The sequence below is a fragment of the Lacinutrix venerupis genome (assembly GCF_001971745.1).
Classification (GTDB): Bacteria; Bacteroidota; Bacteroidia; order Flavobacteriales; family Flavobacteriaceae; genus Lacinutrix; species Lacinutrix venerupis.
This window is the reverse complement of record NZ_CP019352.1, coordinates 262,696-285,888: the sequence shown is the minus strand read 5'-3', so window position 1 is coordinate 285,888 and position 23,193 is coordinate 262,696. Positions and strand designations below refer to the sequence as shown.

At 30.9% G+C, this 23,193-nt stretch carries 19 protein-coding genes; 10 read left to right on the top strand and 9 right to left on the bottom strand.

Features of this window, described 5'->3' with window-relative positions; translation table 11 throughout:
* The first annotated feature begins 5 nt into the window (after positions 1–5).
* Both BWR22_RS01280 and BWR22_RS01275 read left to right on the top strand, forming a co-directional pair.
* Positions 6–1,160: a serine hydrolase domain-containing protein gene (locus BWR22_RS01280; protein WP_076731638.1), complete on the top strand. Its 1,155-nt coding sequence runs from the start codon at positions 6–8 to the stop codon at positions 1,158–1,160.
* A 32-nt stretch (positions 1,161–1,192) separates the two neighbouring features.
* Positions 1,193–1,906 carry a 3'-5' exonuclease gene (locus BWR22_RS01275; RefSeq protein ID WP_076731637.1) on the top strand — a complete coding sequence of 238 codons (714 nt, stop codon included), beginning with the start codon at positions 1,193–1,195 and terminating at the stop codon, positions 1,904–1,906.
* An 11-nt stretch (positions 1,907–1,917) separates the two neighbouring features.
* On the opposite strand, the gene BWR22_RS01270 is transcribed toward BWR22_RS01275, so the two are convergent.
* Positions 1,918–2,193, bottom strand: coding sequence for a winged helix-turn-helix transcriptional regulator (locus BWR22_RS01270; protein WP_198033400.1), 276 nt, complete (start codon positions 2,191–2,193; stop codon positions 1,918–1,920).
* Between the two features lie 157 nt (positions 2,194–2,350).
* Between BWR22_RS01270 and BWR22_RS01265 the strand changes: the two genes are divergently transcribed.
* Positions 2,351–2,863 carry a VOC family protein gene (locus BWR22_RS01265; protein ID WP_076731635.1) on the top strand — a complete coding sequence of 171 codons (513 nt, stop codon included), beginning with the start codon at positions 2,351–2,353 and terminating at the stop codon, positions 2,861–2,863.
* 93 nt (positions 2,864–2,956) lie between these two features.
* Here the strand turns inward: BWR22_RS01265 and BWR22_RS01260 are convergent, their stop codons facing one another.
* Positions 2,957–5,374 (bottom strand): GEVED domain-containing protein, encoded by a 2,418-nt coding sequence (locus BWR22_RS01260; RefSeq protein WP_076731634.1) that lies wholly within the window; start codon positions 5,372–5,374, stop codon positions 2,957–2,959.
* 181 nt (positions 5,375–5,555) lie between these two features.
* Between BWR22_RS01260 and BWR22_RS01255 the strand changes: the two genes are divergently transcribed.
* A complete protein-coding gene (locus BWR22_RS01255) occupies positions 5,556–7,241 on the top strand; it encodes an ABC transporter ATP-binding protein (protein ID WP_076731633.1) in 1,686 nt (561 codons plus the stop codon).
* A 315-nt stretch (positions 7,242–7,556) separates the two neighbouring features.
* Here BWR22_RS01255 and BWR22_RS01250 read toward each other — a convergent pair whose 3' ends face one another.
* From BWR22_RS01250 to rsmI, 5 genes are all read right to left on the bottom strand, one after another.
* Positions 7,557–8,210, bottom strand: coding sequence for a CoA transferase subunit B (locus BWR22_RS01250; protein WP_076731632.1), 654 nt, complete (start codon positions 8,208–8,210; stop codon positions 7,557–7,559).
* 102 nt (positions 8,211–8,312) lie between these two features.
* Entirely contained in the window at positions 8,313–9,014 is a 702-nt protein-coding gene (locus tag BWR22_RS01245; RefSeq protein WP_076731631.1) for a CoA transferase subunit A, read from the bottom strand.
* An 88-nt stretch (positions 9,015–9,102) separates the two neighbouring features.
* Positions 9,103–9,987: a CPBP family glutamic-type intramembrane protease gene (locus BWR22_RS01240; RefSeq protein ID WP_076731630.1), complete on the bottom strand. Its 885-nt coding sequence runs from the start codon at positions 9,985–9,987 to the stop codon at positions 9,103–9,105.
* Between the two features lie 268 nt (positions 9,988–10,255).
* The gene (locus tag BWR22_RS01235) at positions 10,256–11,617 is read right to left on the bottom strand and encodes a dihydrolipoyl dehydrogenase family protein (protein ID WP_076731629.1); all 1,362 of its coding nucleotides are present in this window, start codon (positions 11,615–11,617) and stop codon (positions 10,256–10,258) included.
* A 76-nt stretch (positions 11,618–11,693) separates the two neighbouring features.
* Positions 11,694–12,365, bottom strand: coding sequence for a 16S rRNA (cytidine(1402)-2'-O)-methyltransferase (gene rsmI / locus BWR22_RS01230; RefSeq protein ID WP_076731628.1), 672 nt, complete (start codon positions 12,363–12,365; stop codon positions 11,694–11,696).
* A gap of 91 nt (positions 12,366–12,456) precedes the next feature.
* Between rsmI and BWR22_RS01225 the strand changes: the two genes are divergently transcribed.
* A complete protein-coding gene (locus BWR22_RS01225; protein WP_076731627.1) occupies positions 12,457–16,233 on the top strand; it encodes a DUF7933 domain-containing protein in 3,777 nt (1,258 codons plus the stop codon).
* Here BWR22_RS01225 and BWR22_RS01220 read toward each other — a convergent pair.
* Entirely contained in the window at positions 16,223–16,591 is a 369-nt protein-coding gene (locus tag BWR22_RS01220) for a DoxX family protein (protein ID WP_076731626.1), read from the bottom strand. The two genes, BWR22_RS01225 and BWR22_RS01220, sit on opposite strands and share 11 nt — an antisense overlap.
* A gap of 8 nt (positions 16,592–16,599) precedes the next feature.
* Positions 16,600–17,328 (bottom strand): hypothetical protein, encoded by a 729-nt coding sequence (locus BWR22_RS01215; RefSeq protein WP_076731625.1) that lies wholly within the window; start codon positions 17,326–17,328, stop codon positions 16,600–16,602.
* A gap of 119 nt (positions 17,329–17,447) precedes the next feature.
* Between BWR22_RS01215 and BWR22_RS01210 the strand changes: the two genes are divergently transcribed.
* From BWR22_RS01210 to BWR22_RS01190, 5 genes are all read left to right on the top strand, one after another.
* A complete protein-coding gene (locus BWR22_RS01210; protein ID WP_076731624.1) occupies positions 17,448–18,089 on the top strand; it encodes a thymidine kinase in 642 nt (213 codons plus the stop codon).
* Entirely contained in the window at positions 18,082–19,188 is a 1,107-nt protein-coding gene (gene alr, locus BWR22_RS01205; protein ID WP_076731623.1) for an alanine racemase, read from the top strand. Before BWR22_RS01210 ends, alr begins: the two co-directional genes overlap by 8 nt.
* A 99-nt stretch (positions 19,189–19,287) precedes the next feature.
* Positions 19,288–19,689, top strand: a complete 402-nt coding sequence (gene mscL, locus BWR22_RS01200; protein WP_076731622.1) for a large conductance mechanosensitive channel protein MscL — start codon at positions 19,288–19,290, stop codon at positions 19,687–19,689.
* 162 nt (positions 19,690–19,851) lie between these two features.
* On the top strand, positions 19,852–20,841 hold the full coding sequence (locus tag BWR22_RS01195) for an aspartate-semialdehyde dehydrogenase (RefSeq protein ID WP_076731621.1): 990 nt from the start codon (positions 19,852–19,854) through the stop codon (positions 20,839–20,841).
* 159 nt (positions 20,842–21,000) lie between these two features.
* Positions 21,001–23,166, top strand: a complete 2,166-nt coding sequence (locus tag BWR22_RS01190) for a prolyl oligopeptidase family serine peptidase (RefSeq protein ID WP_076731620.1) — start codon at positions 21,001–21,003, stop codon at positions 23,164–23,166.
* Positions 23,167–23,193 lie beyond the last annotated feature (27 nt).

Genomic DNA, 23,193 nt, shown 5'->3' with positions numbered 1-23,193 from the left:
ACTAAATGAAATTTCTAAAAAACCTCTTAAAAGTACTTGTAGTACTATTTGGCTTACTTATTGCCATACTTTACATTACAGATACAGATTATTTAATAAAAGCCGTTCGCACCATTTATATGCGAGGTTACACAACAGCCTTTTTAGACGACTATAAAAAATTCGATAACCGCACCATAGATATTGGTACACCTCAACCTTGGCCAAACCATAAAAATTATAATACCGCTACAGAAACTGAAACTTTAAATAAAGCCAATAAAGATTGGGGAACTATAGCTTATGTAATTATTAAAAACGATAGTATTTGGTTTGAAAACTATTATGATGGTTATAATGAAAACTCAAAATCTAATTCGTTTTCAATGGCAAAAAGTTATGTATCTGGACTAATGGGAAAAGCAATAATGGAAGGCTACATAAAAAGTGAAGACCAACCTGTTTGCGATTTTCTACCAGAATTTTGTGGTGGCTTAGCGACAAAAATGACGGTTGGAGATTTATCTACAATGAGTTCTGGTACTAATTGGGATGAAGCCTATTACTCTCCATTATCTATTACAACACGTGCTTATTTTGATGATGATTTAGCTAAAGTTATGAATGGTTTAAAAGTAGTAGAAGAACCAGGAAAAGCTTTTAAATACGCTAGTGGCGATACACAAATGTTAGCAATGGTAATTGAAAAAGCTACAGGCAAAAAATTATACACATATTTAGAAGAAAGCTTTTGGAAACCTTTAGGTAGCGAAAACCAAACATTATGGCAGGTAGATAGTGATGATCATGATTTAGTAAAAGCGTATTGTTGCATTGCCAGCAATGCTAAAGATTTTGCGCGTTTTGGTAAACTATATAAAGACCATGGAAAATGGAATGGAAAACAGGTTTTAGATTCTGCTTTTGTTGCAAAATCTTTAACACCAAAATTTGATCCTGTTTATGGTTACGGTTGGTGGCTTAAAAACCATAATGGAAAAGATTTTAAAATGATGCGTGGACACTTAGGACAATACGTTATAGTGCAGCCAGAAGATAATATAATCATTGTTCGTTTAGGACACCAAAAATCACCAGATGCTGGTATTGGACATTATACAAAAGATATTTCACTTTATATTGATGAGGCTTATAAGATGTTAAACCAAAATAAAAACTAATTTTAAAAACATTTGTTTTTGTATAGTATGCTATGATTTCTAAACTCAACTTAGAAAATATTTTATTTTTAGATATTGAAACAGTTCCAGAAACTGAAAATTTTTCTGAATTAGACCAAACCAAGCAAGAGCTATGGGAAGCTAAGTCGCGATACCAACGTAAAGAAGAATTTTCTCCAGAAGAGTTTTACGACCGTGCTGGTATTTGGGCAGAGTTTGGTAAAATTATATGCATTTCGGTAGGTTATTTTACAATTCAAGGAGATACACGACTGTTTCGTACAACTTCTTTTTATGGCGAAGAAGCTACACTTTTAAAAGAGTTTAAAAATTTAATAATTTCTCATTTTAGCCAAGCTAAACATTTATTGTGCGCTCACAATGGTAAGGAGTTTGATTTTCCATACATTGCCAGACGTATGATTATAAATAATATTGAGTTACCATATAAACTTAATCTCTTTGGAAAAAAACCTTGGGAAGTACCTCATCTCGATACTTTAGAATTATGGAAGTTTGGAGACTATAAAACATACACTTCGCTAAAATTAATGACAAACGTTTTAGGCATACCATCTCCAAAAGACGATATTGATGGTAGCGAAGTATATAAAACCTACTATAAAGACAAAGATATTGACCGTATAATTATCTATTGTGAAAAAGATACCATTGCAGTAGCTCAGATTTTTTTAAGATTACGAGGTGAAAGTATTTTAAGCGATGATGAAATTATTCACGTATAATCTCAACTTAATTACCTTTTACAATCTTCAAGTCCCCAATTATCTAAACTTCTTAAAATAGCTTCAAGAGATTGACCTCTTTTACTCAAACTATATTCAACTTTAGGAGGAACTACTGGAAAAACTTTTCTATAAATAAGTCCGTCTTTTTCTAAATCTCTAACTGTTTGTGTAAACATTTTATTTGAAATACCAGGAATTTTCTTTTGTAATACTCCAGAACGTAAACTTCCTTCTAACAAATGAAATAAAATTAAAGGCTTCCATTTTGTACCTATTAAATTCATTGTATAATTTAATGGACAACTATTTTCTTTATTCAAATTTTAAACTTTATATTATTGATTATCATTATTTTACTCGTTTAAGTAACTATAGTACTTTTAGGTAAGTTATTGCTAATAAGGCAAATATAAATTAATTTTGTAATCTAAAATATAAATTATGACAACAAATAAAAATTATCCAAAATCATTTTCACACATTGGTTTAACTGTACCAAATATAGAAGAGGCTGTAAAATTCTATTCTGAAGTAATGGGTTGGTATGTAATTATGGAGCCTTCAAAAGTAAAAAAGGAAACAGATACTGCTATTGGCCAAATGTGTATTGATGTTTTTGGTGATGATTGGACAGAATTTGAAATTGCTCATTTAGCAACTTCAGATGGTATTGGAATTGAATTATTTTCTTTTCCAAACGGAATTAAAGAAGCTCCTGAATTTAATCCTTTTAATACTGGACTTTTTCATTTTTGCATACAAGATCCTAATATTGAGTCGCTTATTGAAAAAATAATATCTTACGGAGGAAAACAGAGAATGCCAATTAGAGAATATTATCCAAATGATAAGCCATTTAAAATGTGCTATGTAGAAGATCCTTTTGGAATTGTTTTCGAGATTTATACACATAGTTATGAGTTAACCTATTCTTCTGGTGCTTATTCAAAATAATATTATAGCTTGATTTTATAAAAAATAAATAGTGTAAATTAAAAAAGCCCAAACTAACGTTTGGGCTTTTATTTTTAATAACAAGTCTTAAACTTATTGCTTAATAAACTTTCTTGTTTCGGTTGTATTGTTCACGTTAAACTGAATCATGTACATTCCTGATTCAAGATTTGCAACATTAACACCTTGAGCCGAAGTTCCTTTTGCTACTTGTTGACCTAACATATTCACAATAGTAAATGGTAAGTTTTCTATATTAGATTTAACAAACAGTATGTTTCCTTTTACTGGATTTGGATAGACTGAAATATTAACTCCTAAATATTCTACAAAACCTTCGTCTGTTGTTCTTGCAGTTCCACAAGCACCTAAATTAATCCATCCAGATGAAGTTCTTTCGTATAAACTGCCTTGATAAGTTACTTGGTCTCCAACCGAGTATGATTGACCTGAAACATAAGGAGAAACACCAGCACATTTATCAGATGAGGCAGCTCCATTGCTTAAACCAATAGCATCTATAGCCATGTCTCCTTGCCATGTTGTTCCTGTAGTTCCATCAAATCTTAAACTAACATTATTACCTTCGTAAGAAGATAAATCTATACTAGCGTCTTGCCAAGAATTTCCTTGGTTTCCAGATCTAGTCCAAATAGTACTCCAAGTTGAACCGTTATTTGTGCTTATTGCTACATTTAAGCTTCCCATTGATGACGCTCCATACATGTGATATTTAAAACTAAATGTTGCTTGGTTTTGTCCTGTTAAATCAAAACATGGAGAAACTAAAATAGCTCGTTTAGTAGAATAGTTAGGCGAAGAAGATTCCATATAAACATATTGAGATCCTGCTGCTGCACTTGATGGCCCAGTATTGCTTGAAGGCGTAGACCCAGATTGTCTTGTCCAATTAAAATCGTCTCCAGATCCTTGAGTCCATAATCCAAAATTAGACTCGAAACTTTCACTATATGGGAAAGATGAAATTGCTCCTGTACATCCTGTTGGTGGATTTGATCCTCCAGATGTTATATTTACAGTATAATCCTCTACCTCTCCATACGAGAATGTTTCGCAAGATGTTGGTATACCATTATATTTCATAGATACACGTAAACGCTTATCTCCACTTGTAGTTCCTGCTGGCACTGTAAATGTCCCACTAACTGGAGAAGACTGCGTTGCTGCAAGAGAGAAAATTTGTTCTCCAGAATCTGTAAAATCTCCATCGTTGTTATAATCTATCCATGCTGCGTAACCTTCGCTATATGTTGTTCCTGTCCAGGTTGGTGTTACCGTAATTGTGTAACTTGAACCTTTACTTAAATCTGTAGAAGTACTTGTGAAATCTGAATATAATTGTGCTCCAGAAGATTTATTAATACTTCCTACTTGCACTCTTGAAATATACTCATCGTTTACACTATTACCTTGAGATGCACAATATTGTGTACCTGTTTGACATGGAGTACAAGAACCTCCACAATCTACTCCAGTTTCATCTCCGTTTTGTATACCGTCTGTACACGTTGGTTGTGCTACTGCTCCACATTTATCTGATAATGCTAAAGAACGTCTAACTCCTCCAGCTTCTAATACTGCACGCATTCTATTTTTTTGTCCTGTAGTAAACAAGTTCATACAAGAATCATTAGTATAATCCATATAATTTTGAACCATATCTGTAGAACCACAAGAAACTTGACCAACAGGACAACCTCCATTAGAAGTTTGATGAGTTGGTGTATCGCTCACAAAATCGTTTCCACAGTTGCTATCTCCCCAAATATGACGAAGATTTAAAAAATGACCTACTTCGTGAGTTGTTGTTCTACCGCCATCAAAAGGAGCACTTACTGCGCCCACTCTTCCAAAATAGTTGTAACCCATTACAACACCATCTGTTGCTGCACTTCCACCTGGAAATTGAGCATAACCCAAAATAGTACCACCATTACTTAACATTTGTGGTACAACCCACATATTTAAATACTGACTAGTATCCCAAGGATCTATTCCTCCTGTAGAAGATCGTTTCATGTCGTCACTAGTTCCCCAATCACGACGTGTTGTAGATTTTCTTGTAATTCCAGTAGTAGCATTTCCATTAGGATCTACAGTTGCAAGACAAAACTCTATTTGAGTGTCTGCTGCTTGTGACCATGTATTATCTGCATCTGGATTAGTTCTTCTAAAATCTTCGTTTAAAACATCTAATTGAGACTGTATTTGTGCTACGCTAATATTCTCGGTAGCATTTCTATACAGTACATGTATTACAACCGGCAATGTTATTATATCTCCTACTACTTTATTTTGGCTATTACTATCCATTTGTTGTAGTTTCTGTCTTGTAAACGTTTCAATGTCTTCCATGCGTTGAGCAAGCTGAGGATCATTTTGTTTTCTATACTCCAAATTTTTCATTGTAGCACATTCTCTATCCACTTGTGCAAAAGCACAAAACGCAAATAAAAAACTCATAATTGATAATGTAATTGTTTTTTTCATGTGAAATGTTTAAAATATTAATCAAAATTTTATTAAATCGATAAGAAATGTATTAAAATAAAATAGAATACATATTTAATTTTCGGTTTTTTCGCTAAAAAACTGTTAATTTTTTTAACATTTGCAATTGATTACGGCATTTACCGTAATTTTTCGTGTAAAAATTCTATTTTTACTAAACATGAATCACTTACTTTCTATAAACAATTTATCTGTTTCATTTTTTTCTAGTAAGAAAGAAAACAGAATCATTCATAACATTTCATATTATTTAAAAACTAACGAAATACTAGGCATTGTTGGCGAGTCTGGTTCTGGAAAATCGGTATCTTCATTGGCTATTTTAGGGCTGCTTCCTAAAAAAATTTCAAAAATAACTTCTGGAAATATTCTTTTTGAAGAAAATGATTTAACCACACTAACACCAAAAGCTTTTCAGTTTATAAGAGGAAAAAAAATAGCCATGATTTTTCAAGAGCCAATGAGCTCTTTAAATCCATCTATGACTTGTGGTAAACAAGTTGAAGAAATATTGTTTCAGCATACAAAATTATCTAAAAAAGATATTAAAGCAGAAACACTCTTATTATTCGAAAAAGTAAAACTACCAGATCCTTTCCGTGTTTATAATTCTTACCCACATGAAATTTCTGGTGGTCAAAAACAACGTGTAATGATAGCTATGGCTATTGCTTGCAAACCACAAATTTTAATTGCAGATGAACCAACAACAGCTTTAGATGTTACTGTACAAAATGATATAATAGCTCTTTTAAAAGAATTGCAAACTGAAACTAAAATGAGTATTATTTTTATAACTCATGATTTATCGTTGATTTCTCAAATTGCAAATCGTGTTTTAGTTATGTATAAAGGTAAAATTGTAGAACAAAATACGGTTGAAGCTATATTTAAAAATCCAAAACACGACTATACTAAAGCATTAATAAACTCTAGACCATCCTTAACCACAAGGTTAAAAAGACTACCAACTATTAATGACGTTATGAATAGCAATGTATTAAACGAAGAAATAACTTCTGAAATAAGAGCTAAAAATCATGAAAAAATATATAGTAAGACGCCTTTATTAGAAGTTGTTAATCTTGAAAAAGAATATATTTCAAAATCTGGATTGTTTTCTAAAGCAGAGAATTTTAAAGCTGTTAATAATGTTAGTTTTAAATTATATGAAGGAGAAACACTTGGTTTAGTAGGAGAATCTGGCTGTGGAAAATCTACATTAGGAAATGCTATTTTACTTTTAGATAAACCTACTAAAGGACATGTTTTGTTTAAAAGTAAAGACATTGTTAACTTATCGGCTTCTGAAGTTAAAAAGCTAAGAAAAGATATTCAAATAATTTTCCAAGATCCCTATTCTTCTTTAAATCCTAGGTTAACTGTAGGAGAGGCTATTATAGAACCTATGGTTGTTCATAATTTATATAATAATACTGATGAAAGACGAGATAAGGCTATTGAAATTTTAGAACGCGTAGGCCTTGATGCTTCTCATTTTAACAGATATCCACACGAATTTTCTGGAGGACAAAGACAAAGAATAGGCATTGCTAGAACTGTTGCATTACAACCTAAATTAATAATTTGTGACGAATCTGTTTCTGCTTTAGATATCTCTGTTCAAGCGCAAGTATTAAATTTATTAAACGAATTGAAAGAGAAATTTAATTTTACTTATATATTTATCTCTCACGACCTTGCCGTGGTAAAATATATAAGTGACCAATTATTGGTTATGAATAAAGGGAAAATTGAAGAATTAGATGATGCTGATATTATTTATAACTCACCAAAAAAAGAATACACAAAAAAGTTAATTAATGCTATACCCAAAGGATTATAGCATAAATACTTTTTTAGTTAAATACATTATATTTCCTATAAGTTTAAAAGTTTTCTTTACTTTTTTATATTGGTTTAAAAGAAATAAATCTGAATTCATAACGTAGGCAGTTTATGATAAATTTGAGTCAAATTATAAAGCTTTTAAACTTACATTTTGCATAACAAAGCAATTAAGCTATGGTACATTTGGCTATATAATTTTCGATAGGTTTGGGACTGCTAATATATATTAGATTTTCATATTTATCAGCCAAAAAGCATAATTATTCGACGAAACGCATAAAATTTTAACATTTAATGCGTTTTTACTACATTAAAGATTCATTTCTGGTATTTCGCCCTCAACAATTAAGTTACCTTCTGTAGCTTTTTTAATCTCATCTACAGAAACTCCTGGTGCGCGTTCTAATAATTTAAAACCCTTATCTGTTACTTCTATAACCGCAAGATTAGTTACTATTTTTTTAACACAACCAACACCTGTTAATGGCAAAGAGCATTTTTTTAGCAATTTTGATGCTCCAGCTCTATTAGTATGCATCATTGCCACTATAATATTTTCTGCACTTGCAACTAAATCCATAGCTCCACCCATACCTTTTACCATTTTTCCTGGTATTTTCCAGTTTGCTATGTCTCCATTTTCTGCAACTTCCATAGCTCCTAAAATAGTTAGATCTACATGTTGACCACGAATCATAGAGAAACTCATAGCGCTATCAAAAAAACTAGCGCCTGGTAATGTGGTAATGGTTTGTTTTCCTGCATTAATAATATCGGCATCTTCTTCGCCTTCAAAAGGAAATGGTCCCATACCAAGTACACCATTTTCACTTTGAAATTCTACTTCTATATCCTCTCGCACATAATTTGCTACTAAAGTAGGAATACCAATTCCTAAATTTACGTAGTAACCATCCTGCACTTCTTTTGCTATACGTTTTGCTATTCCTGTTTTGTCAAGCATAATATTTTATTTTTTGTCTTCGCTTACGCGGAAAATTTTATTAATTACTTTAAGCATATAATATGTTTTACATGCTTAAATACGAATAAATTGAAACTACATTTACTCTTTTTGTCTTACCGTTCTTTGTTCTATACGTTTCTCGTAATTTTTACCTTTAAAAATACGTTGTACAAAAATTCCTGGAATATGTATTTGGTTAGGATCTAATTCTCCAACTGGTACTAACTCTTCTACTTCGGCTACTGTAATTTTTGCGGCTCCGCACATTACTGGATTAAAGTTTCTAGCTGTACCTTTAAATATTAAGTTTCCGGCTGCATCACCTTTCCAAGCTTTTACAAAAGCAAAATCGGCTTTAAATGCGTGTTCTAAAACATACATTTTACCATCAAACTCTCTAGTTTCTTTTCCTTCGGCAACTTCTGTTCCATAACCTGCAGGTGTATAAATAGCTGGAAAACCAGCTTGTGCTGCTCGACATCTTTCGGCTAAAGTACCTTGTGGAATTAATTCTACATCTAACTCTCCAGAAAGCATTTGGCGTTCGAACTCATCATTCTCACCAACGTAAGAAGACACCATTTTTTTTATTTGCTTTTTTTGTAATAATAAGCCTAATCCAAAATCATCTACTCCTGCATTATTAGAAATACAGGTTAAACCTTTTATTCCACTATCAACTAATGCTTTTATGGCATTTTCTGGAATTCCAGATAAGCCAAAACCACCAAGCATAAACGTCATGTTATCACTTATACCTTTTGTAGCATCGTTAACCGAGTTTACTTTTTTGTTAATCATTGTTTTGTTTTTATTGTGGCTTAAATTTATGAAATAAAAAAGCCATTTCGTATAGAAATGGCTTGAAAATTTAATGTTCTTACAAATATTAATTGTCAATTAATAATTCTGCTTTTATAAGAATATCTTTTACTATTATACTATCTAATTTAATAGTATCTTCATTTGTTTTTTTAATAGACAATTTATATTTATTAAATAATTCTGAGTTTCTTAGTTTTGGTTTATTATCCCTATCATAACTTAAATAAACATCTAAAGGTGTGAAATTTGTTACAGAAACTGCATAAGGATTCGGTTTGCTAAAAATTCTCATTCCACTTAAAACAGGTGTTTTTTCCCAAGTTAATTGATAATTATTATACTCTAAGGTTTTAACTTCTTTATTTGGAAATTGCAAACTAATAAATGCTGGTAACATAAGTAAAAGATTAAATACAAAGTGTAAAAGAATCGATTTTTTTATATTGAAATTTAGCACAACCCACAATAGCAATAAACCTACAGCAAATTGTCCAATTATTGGAATAACAGTAATAATATTATTAAAATGCTCTAGCTTATAATGTGCTAAAGCAAAAACAACTGCGCTGTAAACAAAAAGAATGTGCTTATTACTATAATTTTTTTTATACAAATTAATAATAAGCAATATTAAATAAGGGATTGCAATTATTAATACGAAGTAATTTTTTATTAATAGTAAAAGAAGAGGTATACCAATAATAGATATTATTTGCAATATTCTGTTTTTAGTATAGAATCCTCTAAAGGCAAGCTCTTCGATAACAGGAGCAAATATAAGTGCCGAAAAAACAAGTGGCAAAAAACCTAAATTAGGATTAAATCTATTTGGAGCTTCACTAATTTCATTTAAGGAAAACCATCCAAAATAAATTAAAAGATAAGCGCAATACCCTATTACTGCAGTAATTAATAAATAGTTGTATTTATATTTTTTTATAAAATTCATATTAGTTTAAAAAAGTTAATCCTTTTATCTCTTTATTTTAAATTATCATTTAAAACAGGAAGCAGCAAGCTTGCTAAAGCACAATATAACTCGTAACAATAAGATTATTACTTTAAATAAAATTCCAATATGGCGAATCTAAAAAAGAAAAAATAATATTATTTAATTTTTTAAAGGAGGTTTGTGCGTTTTGTCGAAAATGCAATGTTTGACTGGTTTTTGATTACGGTAAAAACCATAATTTTATAAAAAAATTTATTTCTAACATTTAATCTTCGTCAGCCAACATAGCCTTTAAATCATTACTATAAGATGGATAAGTGAAAATGAGTCTTTTAAATTCTGAAACAGTCATTTTATTAGAAATTGCCATAGAAAACAAGTTAATATTTTCATTAGCAAGTTCACTTAAGATATGTGCACCCACAATCTCTTCGGTACGTTTATTTACTATTATTTTATAAGCGTATGTATTTTGATTGGATTTTTTCGCATTAAACCAATCTGTTGCTTCTCCTTTAAAAACTAAAATGTTTTTATAGCGTTTTTTTGCTTCATCTTCCTGCAAACCAATACTAGATAAATTAGGTTGAGTAAATACAGTTGATGGAACCACAGGAAATTGAAATTCCTTTTTATTATTATTTATTATATTTTCTCCAACTATATAGCCTTGTAAACCAGAAAGTGGTGTTAGCGGTAAAGATAAACTAGATACATCGCCACAAGCATAGACTTTTTTATTGGTTGTACTTTGAAGAAAATCGTTTACTACAATTCCTGTTTCGTCTAATTTTATATTTGCATTGTCTAATTTTAAATCTTTTACAGAAGGCACTCGTCCTGCTGTATTAAAAACTTTTCGACTTTTATGACGCTTTTTCTTTCCATTTTCTTTGTACTTTATTCTCAGGTTTTTGTTTAATTTTTCAATTGAAGAAACTTCGGAATTAAAGATAAAATTGACTCCTAAGTCTTTCATTTTAACAATTAATTTTTCTACCAAAAATTGGTCGAAATTTGAAAGTGCTTTATCGCCTTGCTCAAAAACAGTAACCTTACAACCTAATATAGCCAACATAGTTGCAAACTCCATACCTACATAACCAGAACCAATAAAACTTGCGCTTTTTGGAATTTTTTCCATATTTAAAATAGTATCGCTAGTTTCAAGATATTGATTTCCCTTTATAGGCAATATTCTAGGTGTATTACCTGTAGCAATAACAAAATAATCTGCCGAAATAGTTTTCCCTTCTACTAAAACTTGATTTTCATTAATAAACTCTGGTGATTGATGGTATAAATCAATTTTTAATTCTTTTAGATTTTCTTCGGTTTTTACTGGAATATCTTCAACAAATTGCGTTTTAAATTGTTGTACTTTTTTCCAACTTATTTTTGGTAGTTTTGAAACTCCTATTTTTTCTAACCTATGTGATTGTTCTAAAAAAGCAGAAAACTGGATAAGTGTTTTTTTAGGGTCACAACCTCTATTGGCGCAAGTACCACCAAACTCTCGATTATCGGCAATAGCAACGGTTAATTTTTGTTTTACACATGCTTTTGCAACAGTTTGTCCAGCAATTCCGGAACCAATAACGAAGACGTTGTAATGTTTTGTTTTCATAATTTTCAGTTTAAAAACTGAAGTTATAAAAGCAATTTTTATTTTATATTAATTATAGCTTAAAGTTTTGATGTTATTACTTTTTTCCACCAACCACAATTACAATTTCTCCTTTTGGTGGCTTGTTTGTATAATGTGCTAAAACGTCTTTAGCTGTACCTCTAATGGTTTCTTCGTATAGTTTAGTAAGCTCTCTCGATACCGATACTGGCCTATCTTCTCCAAAATATTCACAAAAATGTCCAAGAGTTTTTATTAGTTTGTGAGGACTTTCGTAAAAAATAATGGTTCGGGATTCTTCGGCTAGTAATTTTAAACGTGTTTGCCTTCCTTTTTTTACAGGTAAAAAACCTTCGAAAACAAACTTATCGTTTGGCAAACCAGAATTTACTAATGCAGGTACAAAGGCTGTAGCGCCAGGCAAACAGTCTACTTCAATTCCATTTTCTACACAAGCTCGTGTTAGCAAAAAACCAGGATCGCTAATGGCTGGTGTTCCTGCGTCGCTAATAAGCGCAATAGTTTCTCCGTTTTTAATACGCTCTACCAAACGCTCTACCATTTTATGCTCGTTATGCATGTGGTGACTTTGCATTGGTGTTTTAATCTCAAAATGTTTTAATAATTTACCAGAACTTCTAGTGTCTTCGGCTAAAATTGAATCTGAAGATTTTAAAACGGATACCGCTCTAAAGGTAATATCTTCAAGGTTTCCAATAGGTGTAGGTACAATATATAGTTTACTCATTATTACTTGCTTGTAATTTCAAATTTACAATCTTTTATATGTTTTTTACGCAACCTTTTATTAAATTGTCATCTATTAATAAAACCAACCAATGCAAAAAATCGCTATTTGCTTACTATTATTTTATTTTTCTTTTTTTAGTGTAAAAGCACAAACTACAGATTTATCTATTGTGGTAGAAGCCCAGAATTTATCTAATACTTCTGTTTCGCAAGTTAATATCTTTCAAGATTTTCAATATTTAATAACTATTTTAAATTCTGGAAACGCAGTAAGCAATGCTACATTTTCTCAAACGCTAAGTACAAATGTTAGTTATTTTACAGCTATGGGACAAAACCAAAATGGAGGTGCAAGTGATGTTTCGAATTTGGTTTTTGCTGGTAATACACTTACAGGAACTATTGCAAATATGCCAAGTAACTCTAGTGTAGAGGTGTTAGTAAACGTTCGTGCTCCTATTTCTCCAGGTGGGATTGCAACTAATGTTACTGTTTTTCCACCAAGTGGCACTACAGATAACAACAACTCTAATAACCAATCTATAATATCTATAGATGTTAATGATTTGCCTATTGATTTTTCTGTTGTCTATTCTCAAGTTTCACCACCTGAAGGCACAGGTATTTCTAATTGGGATGATACGGTTACCTATCAATTTACTATAACTAATAACAGTAGTATTGCGTTTCCTTTAGATAGTTTTTCTGGCAGATTACAACTAGCTAATGCTATAAATTTTGGAGTTCCAAACGTGCAGTTTGAATCTATGTCTTGCTTAAATGGAACCAATGGCACCATATGTCCTGATGTTTCTAGTTTACCACAATTAACTACTCTTGTTTCTACCGCTAGCCCTCAATACACTTCACTTTTTCTTTATGATGATCCTATTTTGTTTAATGCTAATAGTTCTTTAAGTTTTGAGGTAGTATATAAATATTTAGAACCTGCCTGCAGTATAGATATTGCGCCTTTGGCAATAGATGGTTATATACATATTGAAATTCCTCATGCTAACCAATCGTCTAACAACTCTAACACTGTTTTTACACAACTTATTGAGACCTCTGTTTGTGCAACAACAGATTTATGTATTGAAACTACACAAATAACACCTTTACCAACACAAATGGTAAATTGGGATGAAGAAATTACTTTTGAAACCATTGCTTGTAATAATGGTCCGCTAGATGGCTTTGGTCGGTTTTTTCTTCAAAATTTATCTGTAAATATAGAGTGGGACATAGTGTCTGTAACCTGCGATGCTACTACTGGACCCATAACTTGTAACGATTTTACTATTACAGATCAAGATATTTTTTGGACAACAAGTAATTTTATTGTACCCGCAAATACAACTATAACTTTTACTACAGTTGTAAAATTCTTGGAACCAGACAATTGTTCTACAGGTACTCCAATAGCTTCGGAAGGACATGTAAGAAGTGGTGCTAACCTTTTAGATACCAATGTTCTAGAAAGTAATACTGCAAATAATGCTGAAAGCGATTTTGTAATTTTGCCACCTCTATCAATTTGTGATCCTGAAGATATAGTAGACTTACAAATTACAAAAACACAAACAAACCCAATTTTACCATTAGGAAGTGATAATACTAATACTGTGGGCTGGCAACCGGTTACCTACGAGATTACTGCTACTAATCCAAATACAGATACAGATGCAATAGTAGAAATTATAGACTATATGCCTGTTGGAGCTAATACACTTGCAACAGCTTCTTTAGTATCTGTAAATTGCATCTCTACAACTGGCACAGCAACATGTCCTACAATTAATAACGCAAATATTGGTATTGAAATGGATGGCCTTCCTCAAGGCGGATTAGAAGATGTGTTTTGGAGTATTGCTCCTGAAGACAATTATACTTTACCTGCCCAAAGCTCAATTACTTTTGAAGTAGTTGTAGACTGGCAACCAGAATGTTCTAATAATGCAATACCTGTAACAAATGGAGCTAGAATTAATAGTGTTGATGGCATACAAGATTCTAACCTAACTAATAACCAACAAAGTGTGGTAACTTATTTTGCACCATGTGTAGATTTAATAGTACAAACGTATCCACAGTTTACTCAAGTTGTTGTAAACCAAAATTTTAATTGGATTATAGACATTACAAACAGTAATACAAGTTCTAATGCTATTAACATAGATTTTCAAGATATTATAGGAAGTGAATTTACAATTAATGGTACACCTACTTGCGCTGTTACTAATGGTAATGCAAGTTGTACCACATTTACAATGACAGGAAATACTATAACAGGAGTAATACCTAATATGGATGCCGCATCAACAATACAAATTATAATTCCTGTTACCGCTCCAAGTTATGGTGGTGCTTTTTCTAATAATGCACAAGCAATACCAAACCCAAGTGATAATCAAGAATTAACTATTGAAACTAATATTTCTATTAGTAATGTACAGGTTATTGCTCCTAGCGTTGTAAAATCTTTTACACCTAACCAAATTATTGTTGGGCAAGAAAGTATATTAGAATTTACGGTTAATAATTTAGCTGGAAATCCCGCACAAAATGATATAGATTTTACCGATAATCTCCCTAACGGATTGACTATTTCCGGTCCAATAACTTGGACACAAAGCAATGGTTGTACTGCTACTTTTTCTGGAAATAGTGGTGATACAAGTATAATGGTAAACGATTTAATATTTCCTAGTGGTGTAGCAACTTGTACATTTGCGGTACCGGTAACCTCGACTATTATTGGTAATTATTTAAATAATAACGATAATTTTACAGATCAAAACAATATTGACTCTTCTTTAGCCAGCGCAAGTTTAGATGTTATTGCAGATAATACAAATGTGGATATTGAAGTATTAAAAACTGTATTGCCAACACAAGCTTTTGTAGGAGAAAATGTAACCTTTACCATTAATGCTTCGAACCTTGGAACTTCTGAAGCCACAAACATTTCAATATTAGAAAATTTACCTAGTGGTTATCAGTTTATATCGGCTTCTGTTAGTACAGGAAGTTATGATAACACAACATATTTATGGAGTTTAAATAATTTATTACCTAACCAAACTGAAACTTTAACTATTGTTGCCCAGATTGTAGCAGATAATAACTTATTAAATGTTGCTAGTTTAAACAGTGTTACACAAACAGATAGAGACCTTACAAATAATGAAGACACAGCCGAAGTAATTATTTTAGAAACCGATGTAGATATTGAAGTTTTAAAATCTGTATCTCCACAACTTGTAAGTATTGGAGAGACTGTAACATTTACAATTACTGCAACAAATGTAGGTACAACTAATGCTACAGATGTTTCAATATTAGAAAGTATTCCAAGCGGTTATAATATTTCAAGTTTTAATACTTCATATGGTACATATAACAGTAATACTTTTCTTTGGAGTTTACCTAACTTAATAGCTAATCAATCTGAAACATTAAATATAACAGCACAGGTAATTTCATCTAACAACTTGCTGAATATAGCTTCTTTATCCGGTGTAACAGAAATTGATAGAGATGAGACAAACAATGAAGATTCTGCAGAAGTAACTGTAAATGATTGTTTAAAAATTTCTCAAGGTATATCGCCAAATAATGATGGAGATAACGAAATGTTTACTATAAATTGTATTGAAGATTATCCTGAAAATAATGTGAAAATTTTTAATCGCTACGGTAAGTTAGTATTCGAAACCAATAACTATAAAAATAATTGGAATGGTATTGCTAATACTGGTTCTCCAAATTCAGGCAATTTACTACCAGTAGGAACTTACTATTATAGTATTACTATAGACACAATAAATAGACCTTTTGTTGGCTGGTTATACCTTAATTATTAATTACATTACCTCTTACTTTTTTACCTAAAAAATAAGAGACTAAAATAAAAGGAATAACAAAATAAGATAAACCAATATCATGGTTTGCATTAAAATGTGCGGCACTTGCTAAAATAGCATTAAAAAAGAATCCTGCATACGCCCATTCTATTAACCAATTATTTTTACGTAATAAAATTACTATTACACCAATAATTTTTAAGCTGGCTAAAGGATAGATTAAATACGTAGGATGGTTAAGTGCTTTAAAAAAACCTTCTACCATATTGTATTTGGTAAAGTACATAGTTGCAGAAAATAAAAAAACACCACAAACAAAGAGTGTAGAAACCCAGTAAATTATTTTTTGAATTTTCATTCTAAAATTTAATTAAATCTAGCCTCAATAATCTCCATAAAACGCTCCGTATATTCCTCTTTAGATTCCCAAGACTCATAATCTGGTTTTACAGTAGTTTCAATAAAATTTTTAGCTTCATTAAAACTAGTCATTGTGTTTAATTGCGAAATAACACGATCGTATTCCACATTTTTCCCATCAAACAAATGTTTAATAAAAGCTAATTTATCATTTAAACCTATACTTAAACCACGTGATTTTAATTTATCGTTTAAAGATTTCTTTTCTGGAGGTTTAACATCACTAACTTTATCGAATACAGGTATTTTATCGAAATCTGCTGTTATTTCTTCAAAATCATTTTTATGGTATTTAGGTTTAATAGCTTCAAAAACATCATCAACCTGTTGCGTTTCTTGTGGCATTTGTGCAACCATGTCTTTAATTTTCTCCATTAAAGGCTCCATTATTTCTTCGTCATCGCGCTCATCTACATTAACATAAGTTTTATTTCCAACCTCAATATTATCGCTTACCGTATTGTTAAATGCGGTATCTAACATACCAAAGAACGAAGAGTCGTTGCCAATAGTTGGCAAATCTTCCTCAAAATTCTCTTGTGCAAATTTTAAAACTGTAAGTTTTTCGTATAAAGCAGCCACTTCTGTATGCATTTTATTTACATCCTCTTTTCCTTTTAGTTTAAGAATCTTATGAGCAATACTCATTAATTCGGATTCTAATTTCTTCTTCATAAAATTAAATTTTTTATAATTATTGAAATTTATACAATTTAGGCCTTAGATTTTTAATAAATTTGAGCCACCTTTATAGCAACGAGAAATTTATCTCGTTTGTTTGATAAAATTACGAAATGTTTCTTGAAAATACAGTAAATCAAAAAGAACAATTTGGTTGGATTGAAGTTATTTGCGGATCTATGTTCTCTGGAAAAACCGAAGAACTAATTCGCAGACTAAAACGTGCTCAATTTGCAAAACAAAAAGTTGAGATTTTTAAACCTGCAATAGATGTTCGTTATGACGACGAAATGGTGGTCTCTCACGATGCAAACGAAATACGCTCTACACCAGTACCTGCTGCAGCTAATATTCCTATTTTAGCAGACGGTTGTGATGTAGTTGGGATAGATGAAGCTCAATTTTTTGATGACGAGATTGTACGCATTTGCAACGATTTAGCAAATAAAGGTATTCGAGTAATTGTTGCTGGCTTAGATATGGATTTTAAAGGTAATCCATTTGGTCCTATGCCAAATTTAATGGCAACTGCAGAATATGTTACTAAAGTACATGCTGTTTGCACAAGAACAGGAAATTTAGCTCAATTTAGCTACCGTAAAAATAAAAGTGAGGATCTTGTATTATTAGGTGAAACCGAAGAGTATGAACCTTTAAGTCGTGCAGCATATTACAAAGCAGTAACAAGAGAAAAAATAAAAGCTTTAAATGTTAATGATGCTCAAGAGTTAAAATCTAAAGATAAAGATGCCTAAAGGTCAAGAAACCGTTCTGGAAATAGACTTAAACGCTTTAAAACACAATGTTACTTTTATTAAATCTAAACTTAAAAGCAACACAAAGTTTTTAGCTGTAGTTAAAGCATTTGCTTATGGCAGCGATGCTATTGAAATAGCAAAATATTTAGAAACTTTAAATGTAGATTATTTTGCTGTTGCTTATACAGATGAAGGCATAGCTCTTAGAAACGCAGGTGTAAATACACCAATTTTAGTATTACATCCACTTCCTATAAATTTTAAAGATATTGTAGAATACCGCTTAGAGCCTAATATTTATTCTCAAAGAGTTTTAAATAATTTTATAACAACATCTAAAGAACTAAAACAAAACAATTATCCTATTCATTTAAAATTTAATACAGGTTTAAATAGATTAGGTTTTGCTGAAAATGAGATTACCACTATTGCTAATAAACTACAAGAAACACAAGCTATTAAAGTAAAATCTATTTTCTCTCATTTAGCAGCAAGTGAGGATAAAAATGAAGAGAAGTTTACCTTAAATCAAATTGAAAGCTTCAAAAATATTTCAAAAAAAATAATAGATCTTTTAGGCTATCAACCTATTTTACATCAATGTAATACTTCTGGAATATTAAATTATCCTCAAGCGCATTTTAATATGGTAAGAAGTGGTATTGGGCTATATGGTTTTGGAAATGATAAAGAAATTAATAAAAAACTTAAACCTATTGCAACTTTAAAAACAAGTATTTCGCAAATACACACTATAAAAAAAGGAGATAGTTTGGGTTACAACCGCGCATTTATTGCAAAAGAAACCACAAAAACCGCTACTTTACCTATTGGTCATGCAGATGGTATAAATCGTCTCTTTGGTAATGGAAAAGGATTTGTTTACATAAATAACCAAAAAGCACCAATTATAGGAAATGTTTGTATGGACATGATTATGGTAGATGTTACAAACATTGCATGTCAAGAAAGTGACGAAGTTATTGTTTTTGGTCCACAACATTCGGCAGAAGATTTAGCAGAAAGTATAAATTCTATTTCTTACGAATTGCTAACATCCGTATCTCAACGTGTTAAACGCACGTTTTATCGATAACTATATAAGCTTTTACATTACGTCCTTATGATTTTTTAAAAAATTAAGCTAAATTTAATTTTATAATTAATAATTCAACTAATATTAAAAATTAAAATTATGCTTAAAGAATTTAAGGATTTTATTATGACAGGAAATGTCATAGATTTAGCTGTAGCAGTTATTCTTGCTGGAGCTGTAGGAATGGTAGTAAACGGCTTCGTATCGGACATTATGATGCCAATTGTTGGTAATTTTACTGGCGGTGTAGATTTTGCCGATTTAAAATATGTATTATCTCCAGCTACAATAGGTGCGGATGGAGTTGTTACAAAACCAGAAAATGCTATAATGTATGGTAAATGGATAAACTCAATAATAAACTTAATTATTGTTGGATTTGTATTATTTATGATTGTTAAAGCTTATAATAAAACAAAAACTCCTCCGGCTCCAGCTGCTCCAGCAGGACCATCTGAGTTAGACATATTAAAAGAAATTAGAGATGCTTTAAAAAAGTAATTTAATTTTTTTAAAATATTTTATAAAAATCGGTTTTGTATTGCAAAACCGATTTTTTTTATGCTGTATTTTTACGAAAAAAATAATTATTTTTTTTACACTAACTATTACAAATACAATAGCTTTGTAATTCTATTTTAATTTAGAATAAAATATTAAGTTATGAAATTAGCAGTTATTGGTGTTACAGGCATGGTTGGTGAAGTTATGCGCACAGTACTAGAAGAACGAAATTTTAAAATTACAGAATTTATTCCTGTTGCTTCAGAACGTTCTGTAGGAAAAAAAATAAATTTTAAAAACAAAAAGTTTACAATTGTAAGTTTGGCAGATGCAGTTGCAATGAAACCTGACGTAGCTTTATTTTCGGCAGGCGGAAACACATCTTTAGAATGGGCTCCAAAATTTGCAGAAGTTGGTACAACCGTAATTGATAATTCTTCGGCATGGAGAATGGATCATTCTAAAAAATTAATAGTTCCAGAAATTAATGCAAGCGAGCTTTCAAAAAGCGATAAAATTATTGCTAACCCTAATTGTTCTACCATACAAATGGTAATGGCTTTAGCACCACTTCATAAAAAATATAAAATAAAGAGAATTGTAGTATCTACATATCAATCTATTTCTGGAACTGGTGTAAAAGCAGTACAACAGTTAGAAAATGAAATGGCTGGTATAGATGGTGATATGGCTTACCATTATCCTATTCATAAAAATGCAATTCCACATTGCGATGTTTTTGAAGAAAACGGATATACTAAAGAAGAAATGAAATTAGTGCGTGAAACGCAAAAAATTCTTAACGATAAAACTATTGCCGTAACTGCAACAGCTGTTAGAATTCCTACTTCAGGAGGACATAGCGAAGCTGTAAATGTAGAATTTGAAAACGATTTTAATATTGCAGATGTAAAGCAATTATTAACTGAAACAGATGGAGTAACATTACAAGATAATTTAGACACAAACACCTATCCAATGCCACTATACGCTAATGGTAAAGATGATGTTTTTGTAGGTAGAATTCGTAGAGATGGTTCACAACCTAATACTTTAAATCTTTGGGTAGTAAGTGATAATCTTAGAAAAGGTGCCGCAACAAATACTGTACAAATAGCAGAATATTTAGTAAAAAATAATTTAGTGTAATTATAATATTGTTAAAAACAGATTTAAACACACTTATTAAAAACCTAAATTACTTTTAATTTAAAATTAATAGTAAATCATTTTAGTCTTTAAAAGCGCTTTCAATTATAAGGAAGCGCTTTTTTTGTTTATTTTTATACTCTATAAAATTTAGTAGCCATGAAAAAATTAGCAATTTGCTTAATAACACTTTCAATTATTATGTCTTGTAAAGAAGAGCAAAAAAGTAAAAAAGAAATTACACTTAACTATCCAGAAACACATAAAACAGATACTGTAGACACATACTTTGGAACAGAAGTTAAAGACCCATACAGATGGCTAGAAGATGATAGAAGTGAGGAAACTATGGCTTGGGTAAAAGCACAAAATAAAACTACATACGGCTATTTAGACAACATTCCATTTAGAAATGAATTAAAGGATAGATTAACAAAATTATGGAACTACGAGAAAATTGGAGCGCCTTTTAAAGAAGGAGATTACACTTATTTTTCTAAAAATACAGGACTTCAAAATCAATATGTAATTTATAGATATAAAACAGGAGAAGACCCAAAAACTGCAACTGTATTTTTAGATCCAAATAGTTTTAGTGATGATGGTACAACCTCATTGGGTGGCACAAGTTTTTCTAAAGATGGAAAAATACTAGCCTACGCAATTTCTGAAGGTGGAAGCGACTGGAGGAAAATATTAATAATGAATACAGAAACAAAAGAAATTATTGAAGACACCATAGTAGATGTAAAATTTAGTGGTATGTCTTGGTACAAGAATGAAGGTTTCTATTATTCTAGTTACGACAAACCAAAAGGAAGTGAACTTTCTGCAAAAACAGATCAACATAAAGTGTATTACCATAAACTAGGTACTTCTCAAAAAGATGATAAAGTTATTTATGGTGCAACTCCAGAAGAAAAACACAGATATATTTATGCAAGTGTAACAGAAGATAATAACTACCTATTAATATCACCTCGTACATCTACTTCTGGAAACAAACTTTACATAAAAGATTTAACTAAAACCAACGCTCCTTTAATAGAAGTTATTGGAAATACAGATAGTGATACTTATTTATTGGAAAATGTAGGCTCTAAACTTTATCTAGTAACAAATTTAAATGCACCAAATCAAAAAATTGTTACAGTAGATGCATCAAATCCTACTCCAGAAAATTGGGTTGATTTTATACCAGAAACTAAAAATGTTTTGAGTCCTTCTACAGCAGGTGGTTATATTTTTACTAATTATATGGTAGATGCCGTTTCTCAAATTTTTCAATACGATTACTCTGGAAAATTAGTTAGAGAAGTAAAACTACCAAGTATTGGAACTGCTGGAGGTTTTGGAGCTAAAAAAGAAGACAAGGAATTATACTACTCATTTACAAACTATGTAACACCTAATAATATTTATAAATATAATATTGAAAATGGAACTTCAGAACTATATAAAAAATCGAGTATAGATTTTAATTATGATGATTATGAAAGCACACAAGTTTTTTATTCTTCAAAAGATGGTACAAAAATTCCAATGATAATTACACATAAAAAAGGTATTGAGCTTAACGGAAAAAACCCAACAATTCTTTATGGTTATGGAGGTTTTAATATTAGTTTAACGCCAAGTTTTAGTATTGTAAATGCTGTTTGGATGGAGCAAGGTGGTATTTATGCTGTTGCAAATTTAAGAGGTGGTGGAGAATACGGAAAAGAATGGCACGATGCAGGAACACAATTAAAAAAACAAAATGTTTTTGATGATTTTATTGCTGCAGCAGAATATTTAATAACAAAAAATTATACCACATCAGAATATTTAGCAATAAAAGGAGGATCTAACGGAGGATTACTAGTTGGTGCTACTATGACACAAAGACCAGATTTAATGAAAGTTGCTTTACCTGCTGTTGGCGTTTTAGATATGTTACGTTATCATACATTTACAGCTGGCGCTGGCTGGGCATACGATTATGGAACAGCTGAGGATAACAAAGAAATGTTCGAATATTTAAAAAACTATTCTCCTGTACATAATGTAAAAGAAGGAATACAATATCCTGCAACTTTAATAACCACAGGCGATCATGATGATAGAGTTGTACCAGCACACAGTTTTAAATTTGCGGCAGAATTACAAGCAAAACAATCTGGAGATAATCCAACATTAATTAGAATAGAAACAGATGCAGGTCATGGTGCAGGAACTCCTGTAAGTAAAACTATAGAACAAGCTGCAGATGTTTTTGGATTTACACTTTATAACATGGGTTATAACGTATTGCCTAGTAAAACGAAAGATGAATTTAAAGACTAGAAATTTATAATATATTTTAGACCTTAA